This is a genomic window from Thalassotalea marina, from assembly GCF_014656435.1.
Classification (GTDB): Bacteria; Pseudomonadota; Gammaproteobacteria; order Enterobacterales; family Alteromonadaceae; genus Thalassotalea_C; species Thalassotalea_C marina.
Genome location: NZ_BNCK01000002.1, coordinates 166,364 through 179,376, shown reverse-complemented (window position 1 = coordinate 179,376; position 13,013 = coordinate 166,364). Strand labels below are relative to the sequence as shown.

At 37.9% G+C, this 13,013-nt stretch carries 11 protein-coding genes; 6 read left to right on the top strand and 5 right to left on the bottom strand.

The features are described from left to right. Positions 1–503: 503 nt before the first annotated feature. Positions 504–2,075, bottom strand: a complete 1,572-nt coding sequence (gshA, locus tag IE199_RS04120) for a glutamate--cysteine ligase (protein ID WP_189767554.1) — start codon at positions 2,073–2,075, stop codon at positions 504–506. A gap of 430 nt (positions 2,076–2,505) precedes the next feature. On the opposite strand from gshA, the gene IE199_RS04115 reads away from it, so the two are divergent. Both IE199_RS04115 and IE199_RS04110 read left to right on the top strand, forming a co-directional pair. After that, on the top strand, positions 2,506–3,864 hold the full coding sequence (locus IE199_RS04115; protein WP_189767552.1) for a Na+/H+ antiporter NhaC family protein: 1,359 nt from the start codon (positions 2,506–2,508) through the stop codon (positions 3,862–3,864). Continuing rightward, the gene (locus tag IE199_RS04110) at positions 3,864–4,547 is read left to right on the top strand and encodes a TIGR01621 family pseudouridine synthase (RefSeq protein WP_189767550.1); all 684 of its coding nucleotides are present in this window, start codon (positions 3,864–3,866) and stop codon (positions 4,545–4,547) included. Before IE199_RS04115 ends, IE199_RS04110 begins: the two co-directional genes overlap by 1 nt. On the opposite strand, the gene IE199_RS04105 is transcribed toward IE199_RS04110, so the two are convergent. Further along, positions 4,544–5,437 carry a LysR family transcriptional regulator gene (locus tag IE199_RS04105; protein WP_189767548.1) on the bottom strand — a complete coding sequence of 298 codons (894 nt, stop codon included), beginning with the start codon at positions 5,435–5,437 and terminating at the stop codon, positions 4,544–4,546. The two genes, IE199_RS04110 and IE199_RS04105, sit on opposite strands and share 4 nt — an antisense overlap. Positions 5,438–5,541: 104 nt before the next feature. Here IE199_RS04105 and trxA point away from each other — a divergent pair, with 104 nt between their 5' ends. Then, the gene (trxA, locus tag IE199_RS04100) at positions 5,542–5,856 is read left to right on the top strand and encodes a thioredoxin (RefSeq protein ID WP_189767546.1); all 315 of its coding nucleotides are present in this window, start codon (positions 5,542–5,544) and stop codon (positions 5,854–5,856) included. A gap of 97 nt (positions 5,857–5,953) precedes the next feature. Here the strand turns inward: trxA and IE199_RS04095 are convergent, their stop codons facing one another. Continuing rightward, the gene (locus IE199_RS04095; protein ID WP_189767544.1) at positions 5,954–7,300 is read right to left on the bottom strand and encodes a sodium-dependent transporter; all 1,347 of its coding nucleotides are present in this window, start codon (positions 7,298–7,300) and stop codon (positions 5,954–5,956) included. A gap of 398 nt (positions 7,301–7,698) precedes the next feature. On the opposite strand from IE199_RS04095, the gene IE199_RS04090 reads away from it, so the two are divergent. Continuing rightward, complete coding sequence (locus IE199_RS04090) at positions 7,699–9,444, top strand: methyl-accepting chemotaxis protein (RefSeq protein ID WP_189767543.1); 1,746 nt, start codon at positions 7,699–7,701, stop codon at positions 9,442–9,444. A 110-nt stretch (positions 9,445–9,554) separates the two neighbouring features. Here IE199_RS04090 and IE199_RS04085 read toward each other — a convergent pair whose 3' ends face one another. Continuing rightward, on the bottom strand, positions 9,555–10,037 hold the full coding sequence (locus tag IE199_RS04085) for a YajQ family cyclic di-GMP-binding protein (RefSeq protein WP_189767541.1): 483 nt from the start codon (positions 10,035–10,037) through the stop codon (positions 9,555–9,557). Positions 10,038–10,242: 205 nt separating this feature from the next. Here IE199_RS04085 and IE199_RS04080 point away from each other — a divergent pair, with 205 nt between their 5' ends. Together IE199_RS04080 and IE199_RS04075 are read left to right on the top strand one after the other, a co-directional pair. Continuing rightward, entirely contained in the window at positions 10,243–10,530 is a 288-nt protein-coding gene (locus IE199_RS04080) for a VanZ family protein (protein ID WP_189767540.1), read from the top strand. Further along, positions 10,530–11,465 carry a ketopantoate reductase family protein gene (locus tag IE199_RS04075; RefSeq protein WP_189767538.1) on the top strand — a complete coding sequence of 312 codons (936 nt, stop codon included), beginning with the start codon at positions 10,530–10,532 and terminating at the stop codon, positions 11,463–11,465. Before IE199_RS04080 ends, IE199_RS04075 begins: the two co-directional genes overlap by 1 nt. Here IE199_RS04075 and thiI read toward each other — a convergent pair. Continuing rightward, on the bottom strand, positions 11,446–12,900 hold the full coding sequence (gene thiI / locus IE199_RS04070; RefSeq protein WP_189767536.1) for a tRNA uracil 4-sulfurtransferase ThiI: 1,455 nt from the start codon (positions 12,898–12,900) through the stop codon (positions 11,446–11,448). The two genes, IE199_RS04075 and thiI, sit on opposite strands and share 20 nt — an antisense overlap. Positions 12,901–13,013 lie beyond the last annotated feature (113 nt).

Below are 13,013 nucleotides of genomic sequence, written 5' to 3'. Positions count from 1 at the left end.
TAATTAAATTAACCGGCTCTTAAAAGGTAAGATTTTCATATTGTGTTTCCCTTGAACTGAATAGTTACAGCGCGTTTTAATCAACGCGCTTTTTTTATGCTCATTTGACCCGTTAAAGTTAATTCAACCTTCTATTTTTAACTTAACTTGTGCAAATACATAGTCTTACTAAAACCCAATATTTTTTGTTTATTTTTTGAACTTCTCGAGTATCTCTAGCTCTAATTAATTGAAAGAGACATTTTACTTTCCTTAGTGTTTCATGACTTTATAGCGCGCTATCCTAGGCGCGCTTTTTTTATCTTTTCAGCCTTTAATTTCTCTTCAGTTATTTTTTTTGAATATTTTTTGAACTATTTATTTACTCAGATGTCATAAAAGTTGAGAGCAAACACCTCCCTGGACTGCTTTCTTTGTTTAAGGCGCGTTACCCTAACGCGCTTTTTTTTGTCCATAAAAAAAGCACCTTTGAGGTGCTTTTTGTAAGACAAGAATATTAATGATTAACTGGCAAAGTAATTTGTTAAGAACTCATCAAAAGATACCGTATCGCTTTGTTCAATTTCTTGTTGTTTCTTAAGCGATAATTTCGCTTGTTCTTTGAAGTAGTCTTCATTAAAAACTTGGTAGTCTCGTTTAATTGCCGCTTCTTTAAATGATTGAGCATTATCGAGGGTAAAGCGTGTTAAGCTCGTTTTTTGCTCATTGATTACTGCTAATAATAGAGCAGAAGGCGTTTTACTTGGATCAATAATCTTTTCACGCTCAAAGGCAAGTGCTTTACTGTATTTTTCAGTGCCGTATGCTTTATCGAGAATAGCTGCAACTTCAATCATTTCTTCAAACAGTTGGCTTCCAAACTCTTTGACAGAAAGTTCACCGCCAAGATACTTCAATGTAAGACTAGGATCTCTACCGCTTACAACCACTTTATCCATGTTTTCTTCACAGATGTTTTGCTCTTCACAAGTTAAAGTGGGACTTTCTTTTAAAACACAGAAAGTTAAAAATATATCTAAAAAGTTAATTTGCTCTTGAGTTATTCCTGTTTCTGCAAACGGATTAACATCAAGCGCTCTAACTTCAATATACTCAACACCTCGACTTTTTAACGCCTCTGATGGTTTTTCCCCTGACCTTGCAACCTGTTTAGGTCTAATAGGAGCATAAAGTTCATTTTCGATTTGCAATACATTAGTGTTTAATTGCCTATATTCGCCGTCAACCTTAACTCCTAATTTTTGAAATTTATTAGAATCAAGACTAATGGCCTCCTGAACCCCTGCTATATAATCTTCTAAATTGTTGTAACAAATGCGTAAAGAAGATTGTTCGCTATTGGTATAACCGAGGTCACTCATGCGAAGCGATGTTGCGTATTCAAGGTATAAGTAACCTGTTTCTGATTTTTTAAAAGGCAAACTTGTTTCTTTACCCTGTAAAAATGAAGGGCAAATTGCTGGAGAGCTTCCGTATAGATAAGGTATTAGCCAGCAAAATCGCTTGTAATTACGCAGTAAAGAAAAATATTTTGCAGAGACATAGTCCTGCATATCGTCTTGATTATTTTCTAACGATTTTAACGTTTGCCAAAATGATTCAGGGAAGGAAAAGTTAAAATGTATTCCAGCAATAACTTGCATCATACTGCCATAACGATTTTTCAATCCCTGACGATAGACAGTTTTCATTTTGCCAATATTTGATTCTCCGTAGTATGCCAATTCAATATCGTCTTCGTTATTAACAAAACACGGCATACTAGCGGGCCATATCAACTCACCTTCAATATTTGAAAGAGTATATTTTTGAATATCTTGTAATTGAGCAATAGACTCTTCAGCATTAAAACTTACTGGGGTGATAAACTCCAATAAGCCTTCTGCATAATCCGTTGTTATATTAGGGTGTGTTAACGATGCACCTAAGGCGGGAAAATGGCGCTGTTTGGATAATTTTCCTTCAGGAAGAACCCTAAGACCTTCACGCTCAATACCACGTCCAATACCTTGTAACGCTGTACCGTGCTGATCCATGTTGAATGCATCAATCGCTTGTTTAAATGAAAGAGTCAAAATATATTCCTAGTGGCATAAAGCGAGGTCAAAAAACCAATGTAAGGTTTAAATATCACATTTCAATGCCTTGAATTTAATTGTTACAACTTATAGCAATAAAAGACTGAAAGTTAAATGCAGTAGCTCTTATTATTTTCATGAATCTATCAGACCGTCGTAATCATTGTTTTATTGCTACTTATATTGCGACAGGTAAATTTAAAGCCATTGGTGACCAAACAATCATATGCCTCAAATAGAAAAGCATATGCTAACTACCTAGTGACTTTATTGACACAGATCGTCTATTTTCAATTAAATCTTTCGCCCCCCCCCACTTTCAATTTTCGGCGCATTCGAATTATCTGTAGATAATGTCCGCTCTAAGGTTTCTAAAGAAAGCAACTTCAGGTAAAGTTGGGCGCAAAACAAGAACAATAGAGTTACCATGCAAGACAGTTATTTAAGCCTACTTCCTCCCATTGTTGCAATTGCTATCGCTATCTGGCGAAAGAACGCCCTGCTAGCATTATTTGCCGGCACATTACTTTGTTTTGTCATGGCTGCAAATTGGAGCCCTATTCAAGGAACAATGGATAGCGTGAATGGCTTAGTCGGCGTGTTTTCATCTACAGGAAATGTTTACATCATCAGTTTTAGTTTACTTATTGGCGCTTTAGTGACCTTGATGAATAAATCTGGCGCTGTAAATGGTTTTATAAACCTATTGGCTAATCTCAATCTGGTTAAAAACCCCAGACAAGCTGCCATTTTACCAACCGTTGTTGGTACCAGTATTTTCACCGATACTAATTTGAGTATGTTTACCGCTGGCATGGCAAGTCAACAGCTTTTTGATAAATACAAATTAAGTAGAGCACGTCTTGCATACTTAATCGATTCAACCTGTGCACCTATCAGTATTATCTTCCTTATTAATGGTTGGGGCGCCTATGTTTTAGGTCTACTTGATGGTAACAATGTAGAAGACGCTGTTGGAGTATTAATTAGTACGATTGGTTACAACTTTTACGCCATAATTGCCGTTATTCTGGCTTATTACACCGCCTTTAGCGGTCGAGTTTTTGGGCCGATGAAATCTGCAAAATCCCTCATTGCACACCAAAACAATGAAGATAACGAACGCACAGCGCCAGCGATGTTAATGTGGCTTCCATTAGCAATTTTACTTTGTTTGACCATTGTCTTGTTATGGGTGACAGGTGATGGAGATATCCGCCGAGGTTCGGGTTCATTTTCGGTATTTTGGTCTATAGCCAGCGCATTAGTGCTATTAATGATCATGCTAAAAGCAACCGGTGTATTTACTTTGGCTGAAATTGCCAAGCATGCTGTAGCAGGTATTCGTTACATGGTACCTGCTGTAGCAATATTAGTGCTGTCTTTTGCCTTTGGTGATGCAATTAAAGCACTGGGCACAGGCATTTATGTCAGTCAGCTATTAAATGTAGAAGTACCAGCATTTCTTATTGCACCTATACTGTTTTTAGCTGCCGCTTTTATGGCTTTTGCCACCGGTACTTCTTGGGGAACCTTTGCTATTTTGATCCCAATTGCTGTACCTATTAGCCTACAAACTGGGCTTCCAATGGAGTTTTTAGTTGCCGCTGTGCTAGGTGGCGGGATTTTTGGCGATCACGCATCACCTATTTCTGATACTACGGTAGTTGCCTCTATTGCTAGTGGCTGTGATCACTTTGAACATGTTAAAACTCAGCTCCCTTATGCACTGTTTGGCGGTGGAGTTACCTTAGCTTTATATGTATTTATCGGCTTAGGGCTTTAATGAACTTGACCATTGACATTATCGATCGTCAGCCGGGGTTTATTATCGTCAATAAACCCCCAGGTGTTGGTTTTCACGATGAAGCTGAAGCTGCTGGTTTTTTTAACCAAGTAAAATCAACGCTAAACATTGACCAGTTATATCCTGTACATCGTTTAGACAAGATGACATCAGGCTTATTAATATTTGCAACAACTAAGGAGGCGGCAACAGAGTTTCAGCATTTATTTGCCGATAAACAAGTAGAAAAATATTACCTCGCCCTTAGTGATCAAAAACCTAAAAAGAAACAAGGGCTAATTAAAGGAGACATGGAAAAAAGTCGCCGTGGCATGTGGAAACTCACTCGTTCAATGAACAACCCTGCGATTAGTCAGTTTTTCAGCTTTTCATTAGCTAATAAAACTAGATTATTTATTGTTAAGCCACACACAGGTAAAACTCACCAAATTCGCGTTGCCCTAGCCAGTATAGGCAGTGCGATTATCGGCGATGATTATTACAGTAAAACTTCGTCAGATAGAGGGTATTTACACGCCTATAGCCTTAAATTTCAATTTAATAAGCAACACTATCATTACCAAGTGCAGCCAACATCAGGCGAACTGTTTTTGGCCGCAACTTGCCAAGAGCAACTAAAGCAGATTGGTTGTCCCGGCGAACTTAACTGGCCACAAGTTTAATGCAAATTTAATTTGCCAATATGACTTTGGAAATAATCTAAAAACACTCTAGTTTTCAGTGGAATATTCCTACTTTGGTACAGTAATGATAATTGTTGTGCAACTAGTGGCAATTCTGTTTTTACCGCTTTTATACCTTGAATATTTTTAGCTATGTAATCAGGTAGTTTAGTCATACCAATAGCACTGAAACACGCTTGTAATCGCATTTCAGGGCTGGCCAACACCATACGAACATTAGGTTTAAACGTTTTATGACTATGTTTATCCCTAAAACTCCAGTGCTCTAAAGGCTCTGCCACGATTGCCTCTATAGCTTTTAGTTGTTCAACAGATGTGACTTGGTTAAGTGCATAATCTTTTGCAACATAGAGTGATTGAGGGAAGCTAAGTAAGCTTTTCCCTATCCAATGCGAGGGGGGTAAGGCTCGTTCATGAAGCACAAATACTAGGTCGTAATTTAAGTCAAATGATGGCAAAGACTCCGTATATTGCTGACAATGTACTTCGATATCTGGGTACTTTAGCGCAAAGTCAGTTAGTAACTGCCCCATGACACGATTAAAAAACTCTGAAGGTACTTTGATATTCAACTTACCTTTTATTTGATACTGGTTATCATACATCAGCTGTTCGACGGCAACTAAAGCATCTACATGGGGACGACAATTTTGATAAAGCAATTTGCCTGCTTCCGTCAAATCCTGCTTTCTTGTTGTTCTAACCAATAATTCACTACCTAACATATTTTCTAATTGCGCCAGCCTTCTACTTACTTTGGATTTAGGTACATTTAAATATGTTGCCGCCTTAGTTATCGAGCCTTGCTCAACAATAGCAACGAAGTATAAATAGTTATCAATTGTTTGAACAATTTGAAAATCAGCCATTTAATTGTCTCATATTTAGAACAATGAGTTTTATTTAACCCAACTTATCAAAACAATGCAAGCTCACTACAATAGCTTTCGATATTAATTCTTAGGAGAAAAAAATGGGTACAGTGCTTGAAATAAGCCAAGAACAATTTAATGAACACGCCATAGATTACCAAGGGAAAGTGTTAGTCGACTTTTATGCACCTTGGTGTGGTCCATGTAAAATGATTGCACCTGTTGTCGAACAAGTGGCAGCAGAACAGCAAGGGGTTAAAGTAATTAAAGTAAATGCAGATGAAGCACCTGAGCTAATGATTCAATACGGTGTAAGAGGCATTCCAACGTTGTTACTGTTTGATAATGGAGAATTAGTCGATCGGAAGGTAGGCGCAGCATCAGTATCACAAGTTACCGAATTTGTAACTCAGTAACTACAAATACCAATTCTTTTAGCTCTCGCTAAGTGACTAAATTTCTAATCTAGTTGGTATTAAAAGCAAGGGCATTACAAAGCCCTTGCTTTTAACTTTATAACGAGTGAATGAAAACAATAGCAATAGCCGTAGGACAAATAAACTTAATGTACCAAGGCCAAATCTTCCAAAAGAAACTGTTTTCTACGTCATCATAACCTTGTTTAATTTCTTCTAATAACTTGCTACGTTGCCAAATCCATCCAGCAAAAACACAGCACAACATGGCAATAATCGGTTGACCATACTGAGTAGACAAAATAGCTACTAAATCAAGCATATAGTCGATATTTACCACAATTGTCACGCTGATGGCTAAAATAGCGAATCCAATCCAGGTCGTCGCTGTTCTGCGTTCAATATTATGGCGCTCTACAGCATAAGAAACAGGACCTTCAAGCATTGAAATTGATGAAGTTAAAGCCGCAACAGACATCAAAACAAAAAATGCAAAACCGACAAACAAGCCAACATTGCCCATACTATCAAACAGTGTTGGTAACACCTTAAAGACTAAAGTTGGGCCTTCAAGTAAGTCGCCATTTTCGGCAAAAATTTGCACGCCTTGCGCTTGCGCTACATACATAGCAGGAATAATTAAAAGGCCGGCTAAGAATGCAATTGATACGTCTATCAAGGTAACCTGGGCACCAATTGACACCATATTTTCCTTTTTGGAAATATAAGAGCCATAGATCACCATAACACTGGTACCTAAAGACAGTGAGAAAAACGCTTGTCCAAGTGCGCTTAATAATAAATTAGGCTCTAAAACTCGAGAAATATCAGGATTTAGGTATGCATTTAATCCTTCTTGTGCACCATCTAATGTCAGCACATAGATAATTAACAACACCAGCAAGCCTATCATCATAGGCATTAAACGCTTCGACCACTTCTCAATACCGTCTTCAACCCCTTTGCGGATAATAATAATGGTTAAAAACATGAATAAAACTGTGAACAATAAATTTCGACCAATTGAAGAGCCAATGACCCATTCAGCAATCCATTCTTGTTTCAACACTATCGCAATGGGTTCAACCGCGTAGGAAATCATCCATCCGGCTAAAATACCGTAAAAGCTTAATATTAAAGAGGCGCAAATCACACCACCAAAACCAACAAAAAACGCAAAGCGCTTTTGAAAAACAGTTCTAGACATCTTTTGTAGCGATGTAACTGCGTTAGCTTGCCCTGAACGACCGATGAGAATTTCTGCCATAAAAGCAGGATATGCTAAGCAAAATGCTAACACTAAATAAACAAGTACAAACGCCGCACCACCGTTACTTGCCGTTTGTGTAGGGAACCCCCAAATATTCCCCAGTCCAACTGCTGAACCAGCAGCAGCCATAATAAAACCAATGCGAGAGCTGAACTCCCCTCTAGAACCTGCCATGTAAACCTTTCTTTTATTTTTATCTTATGGATCTATTGAATGGCATTTAATTTACTTAATCTAAACCAATAAAAACAGTACTTTCCCAAGTTTACTGCAATATAAATTCACGCAAAGTACAATCCTTGTAAACTCATGCGTACCATTTAGTATACAAAACAAACAATTGTTGAAATAAAACTGCGCTTACATAACTCCTCAATACTTTACAGAAGCTTTCTTTATATACCCTATCAATATCAAATTTTCCTTTGATTTTGTCATTACTAATTTATTTATAGTTGAGTAAATCACCCCTTCTATTCTAAAAGGATTGCTATCTCAATTATCCTTAGTTCTAGATGAAATCAAACATATAGACTATTTTTTAATCAAGCAACTTCATAAAAGGTAGTTATATGAACTTAAACTCGATTCGAATTTTGATGACCACAGTTTTCAGCGGCATTATTCTCTTTGTGATCACAGTTATTTTATTTGTCACCAGTATGTATAACGCAATTATTGATGTCGAACATATTGCAGATAACCGTTACAAAGCATATCAACTGGCTGACGAGCTAAGGCAAAGCTCTGACGATTTGACTCGACTGGGCAGAACATACGCGGTTACAGGCGATGAAAAATACGAAAAGATGTATTTGGATGTGCTTGCAATTCGAAATGGCGAAAAATCAAGGCCAGTTGGCTATCATAAAATTTACTGGGATCTTGTGTTAAATTATGGCGATAAGCCAAAACCTGACGGTCCCTCGTCGATACTAATTGATGAAATGAAGGCAATAGGTTTTACCCAGCAAGAGCTAGACTATTTATCACAAGCACAAAAAAACTCAGACGGCTTAGTCGCTCTAGAAGTTGAAGCCATGAATGCTGTTAAAGGAAGATTCAAAGACAGTGCAGGCAACTTTACCATTGTAGGTAAACCAGATTTAAACACGGCAATTCAATTAACTCATGGCGAACAATACCATCGCTACAAAAAAGAGATTATGGAACCCGTAGACGCTTTTTTTACAACCCTAGAAAACAGAACAAAGGAAACCTTTGAAGCCGCCAACAACAAAGTTGAAGCTCTGTTAACTTGGGTAATAATCTTGCTAGCTTTAACCGTAGCATTTAGCATTTTTGGTGTATTTTTAGTCCGCCATCGAATTGTTAAACCCATTGAATTATTAGGGAAAACTTTTGAAGAAATAGGTAAAGAAAATAACTTATCAAAATCTGTCGACGAAAATGGAGCAACGGAAGTAAAAGCTGTGGCAACCATCGTCAACAAAATGTTGAGAAGTTTTAAAAAAACCATCACCAACATTGGAACAGCTGGTGGACAAATGTCTAAAAGCTCCCAAAAAGTAGCAGAGTTTATAAGGCAAAACAAAGCATTAAGTGAGCAGCAAAACTTACGATTAGAAACAATTGCGACGGCGGCAGAACAAATGACTGCGACTTTGAATGAGGTAACGTCAAACACTGTGAGTACTGCTGATTACGCCAATCAGGTAGAACAAGAAGCACAAAAAGGTATTAATGTGATGTCAAATACAAGTCAACAATTTTCAGACTTATCTACCCGGTTTGATGATACCGCCAATATCATTGCGCAGCTAACCGCTCAAAGTGACCAAGTCTCAAATGTTGTCAGTGTTATCCAATCCATTGCCGAACAAACAAACTTACTTGCCCTTAACGCCGCCATAGAAGCAGCTCGAGCTGGCGAACAAGGTCGAGGTTTTGCAGTTGTTGCGGACGAAGTAAGAACTTTAGCGCAACGCACGCAGCAATCTACAGGTGAAATCAGCGAAATAATTAACCAACTTCAAGAGAAAGCTGGCGGAGCTAACACGGCAATTCAACAAAGCCAGCAGCAAGTTGGTTCTACCCAAGAACAAGTATTAATGTCAGCAGAAGTTTTAGAGAGTATTTTTAAGGCGGTAAGTAAAATTAAAGATTTGACGCAAGGGGTAGCTACAGCATCACAAGAGCAGCTCTCTGTTACTGAAGATATAAACAGAAATATCAATGAATTAAGCTCTATTTCACAAGATGCTGTTAATAAAATGACTCAGTTTATGCAGGTCGTAGACATATTAGAATTAACCAGTGAGCAACTTAAGGAAAACTCCAGAGAATTTATTGTTTAGGCAATGCTCAGCAAAGTGCTGTTGGACTAGCGCCTAATGCAAAAAATTGACGTATTCAAAAGCGTGAGTTGCTCCAATGTTCCAAGAGCAACTCAACTTACATTACATGATCAATCTTTAAAATTAGTAAATTGGAAAGATTGCTCTAGCTCAGCTTCTTTAACTAATCGCATGACTGCTTGTAAGTCGTCACGTTTTTTACCTGTAACACGTACTTGCTCACCTTGAATGGCCGCTTGCACCTTCAATTTGCTGTCTTTGATCAATTTGACAACTTTCTTAGCAACAGGCTGTTCGATACCTTCTTTAAAGCTACATTTTGCAGAGCACTTTTTACCAGAAAACTCTGGTTCACCAACACTCATTGCCTGAGGGTCAACATGACGTTTGGTTAATTGATTACGTAAAATATCGACAAGCTGCTTCACTTGGAAGTCACCTTCTGCAGTTACGATTACGTTTGGCTTTTTCCATTCAAAACTAGCGTCAACGCCTCTAAAATCGAAACGAGTACTTAATTCACGAGATGCATTTTCTGCAGCATTTCGCACTTCTTCAACATTAATTTCAGACACTATGTCCATTGAAGGCATGATTTTATTCCTCAGTACGTATAGTTAGCCAAATGATAACAAATAAAATGCTGTCTAAAAATAACCACAACGGGCATTTTTTAATTCTCCAACATGTTATTATGGCGCCAACCATGACTGTTCATATTTAAGTTTGTAAATGAGAAGCCAACACCATTTATTACTATTTCTAGTATTTTTATTACTAGTCATAGGTGTAAGTGTCATGTCGCATGACCTGCAGCGTATTATTTTTAGAGGCACTCAAATAGATTCTATCGGCCATATGGTCGGTTTTTTTGGCTTAACTTGGTTTTTGCACGGTATTCTAAAGTACCCGTTAATACCATTGAGTATTTGTCTTATTTTTTATGCAGCTCTTACTGAAATTGGCCAATGGTACTTAGGTTTTAGAAATCCAGAAATGAGCGATTTTATCGCAGACGTTGTCGGCATTACGGTTTTCATCGCTTTAAAATGGCTAAAAGTCATGTACTTTCCTAAGAGAAGCTGATGAATGTAACCATCGTTGGACAAGGAGCAATAGGCTTACTTTGGTATCACCATTTGTCAAAAATGGATCACCAACTAAATTTGATGTGTTCTGCTCGAGCCAAAAACATCCCTGATGAAATGCACTTTTTTGATATAGAAGGCAAAGCAACAACGAGTAAAATTTTCCAAGCTGACATCGATAGTTTAGCTAGCTCAAACGTCATCATTTTTTGCTTAAAAGCTTACCAAGTTATCCCAGCCCTAGCTCAATACTTACCAGCGATTAATCAGCAAGCCGACATTATCCTATGCCACAATGGCATATTACCCAAGGAACTCTTGATTCCTTGGAATAATACCCATCGTCTTTATCAACTGTTAACCTCACACGGTTGCAAAAAAACAGGTGATTTCGCTATCACTCATACCGGACTTGGTCAAAGCCAATTAGGTAGTATTTATGGTAGCAAGTTGAAAAACGCCAGTAAAAGTGATGCACAACTAACAGCCGAGTTACATCATGCATTACCTGACGTGAGTTGGCACCAAAACATTTCTCATCTACAATGGCTCAAACTCGCGGTAAATTGTGTGATCAACCCAATCACTGCTTTGGAAAATATTGATAACGGTGATATTTTAAAAACTGAATATCAGCAACAAATAAAAACATTGTGTAAAGAAATAGCCACTGTTGCTATTAGTCAACAAATAAACTTAAACCCACAAAAGTTGCTCGAGTTGGTGTATAAGGTAGCCAATAATACCGCAAAAAACTGCTCGTCCATGCGAGCTGATTTAATTCATCAACGCCAAACAGAAAATGAATACATCAATGGCTTTATTTATAGAATGTCACAAGAGCACCATTTGCCGTGCCCTGTGAACAACGCTCTGTACCAGCAAATAGCAGAGCGTGAAAAAATGTTGGGAATTACGGTCGATAAACCTTAACGTTTTTGTAACCGTTTCCAATAAGGTAAAGTGCTTGAAGTTTACTCATTACACCTTGGTCACAATACAAGAAGTATTCTTTACTTTGGTCTAAGTCGCCAAACTGAGTCGCTAATTTGAAGAACGGTAAGTGCTGTACTTCAACACCGTCAATGTCGAGTGGATTTTCGTCTTCTTCTTCAGGACTACGAATGTCTAAAACAATAGCACCTGATTCAATAGCAGCAACTTCTTCCACTGCGTGAATTTCTTCTTCTGACGCTTCTCCTATTTCTTTGATATCAAAGATCCGCGTTTCTTCAATCACTTTATCTAGAATTGAGAAATCAAAATGTTCTTCTTCTGCTTCAACTTTTGACAATATTGCTTTAACTGTCGGTTTTTTGGATATAACACCACAATATTCAGGAATAGTTTTAGCAAAATCTTCTGTACCAATTTTACGCGCAATATCAATAATATCTTGTTTGTCGTATGCAGCCAGTGGACGCAGAATTAATGTATCTGTAACGCGATCTATAACATTTAAATTAGTCACCGTTTGGCTTGATACTTGGCCTAAAGCTTCGCCAGTGACCAAAGCTTGAATACCACGTTTTTCGGCAATTTTGGCTGCAGCACGCATCATCATGCGTTTAAGTACTACGCCCATTTGGCCGTTATCAATCTTTTCTAGTATTTCGGCAACTACCGGCTCAAAATCTACTGCAAAAAATTTAACACGGTGTGAAGCACCAAATTTATTCCATAAATAATAGCTAACTTCTTTAACGCCAACTTCATGTGCTGAACCGCCTAAATTAAAGAAGCAAAAATGTGTTCTTGCACCCTTTTTGATCATTTGGAAGCTAGAAACACCCGAGTCAAAACCACCTGACATTAAAGACAGAACATCTTCTTGTGTCGCAATTGGGAAGCCGCCTAACCCCTTATAGCGCTCTGTAACAATAAACAGGTCGTTACGTTTGATTTCAAGATGAATAGTCACATCAGGATTTTTTAATTTTACACGCGCAGACTCAACCGCTTGGTTTAAGCCACCACCAACATATTGCTCAACTTGCAATGAAGAAAACTCATGCTCACCGGTACGTTTTACGCGAACACAGAATGTTTTATTTTCAATATGTTTAGCATGAACCGCCAAGGTTTTTTCATAGATGTCATGCAAGTCAGTAAAATCTCGCTGTTGCACTTCGATAATCATAGCAACGCCTGGAATACACTGTAACGTCTCAACAAGCGCTAAACGGTTTTCTTCGCTGTTATTTTTTGAGTTTACTTCAATACTGTCCCAATTAATGCGCGAAGTCACTTGTTCATCGACTCTACGCAAAACGTTTTTGATATTAGATTCAAGGATCTTAGTAAAACGCTTTCGCACTGGGCGGCTTTTGATGGCAATTTCTGCCTGAAGCTTGATGATAAATCTCATAACAACATACCTAGAAAAAATGAGCCGCGGATTATACCCTATGATAATTAACAGTGCGAAATAAAAAAGGAACATTATTTGTTCCTTTTTTATGCAATCTCGCTATGGATTAA

Bases quoted from the DNA above. Each gene is read 5' to 3' on its own strand.
- IE199_RS04115 (WP_189767552.1), top strand. From the start codon at position 2,506: ATGCAAGACAGTTATTTAAGCCTACTTCCTCCCATTGTTGCAATTGCT.
- IE199_RS04110 (WP_189767550.1), top strand. From the start codon at position 3,864: ATGAACTTGACCATTGACATTATCGATCGTCAGCCGGGGTTTATTATC.
- IE199_RS04105 (WP_189767548.1), bottom strand. From the start codon at position 5,437: ATGGCTGATTTTCAAATTGTTCAAACAATTGATAACTATTTATACTTC.
- trxA (WP_189767546.1), top strand. From the start codon at position 5,542: ATGGGTACAGTGCTTGAAATAAGCCAAGAACAATTTAATGAACACGCC.
- IE199_RS04095 (WP_189767544.1), bottom strand. From the start codon at position 7,300: ATGGCAGGTTCTAGAGGGGAGTTCAGCTCTCGCATTGGTTTTATTATG.
- IE199_RS04090 (WP_189767543.1), top strand. From the start codon at position 7,699: ATGAACTTAAACTCGATTCGAATTTTGATGACCACAGTTTTCAGCGGC.
- IE199_RS04085 (WP_189767541.1), bottom strand. From the start codon at position 10,037: ATGCCTTCAATGGACATAGTGTCTGAAATTAATGTTGAAGAAGTGCGA.
- IE199_RS04080 (WP_189767540.1), top strand. From the start codon at position 10,243: ATGTCGCATGACCTGCAGCGTATTATTTTTAGAGGCACTCAAATAGAT.
- IE199_RS04075 (WP_189767538.1), top strand. From the start codon at position 10,530: ATGAATGTAACCATCGTTGGACAAGGAGCAATAGGCTTACTTTGGTAT.
- thiI (WP_189767536.1), bottom strand. From the start codon at position 12,900: ATGAGATTTATCATCAAGCTTCAGGCAGAAATTGCCATCAAAAGCCGC.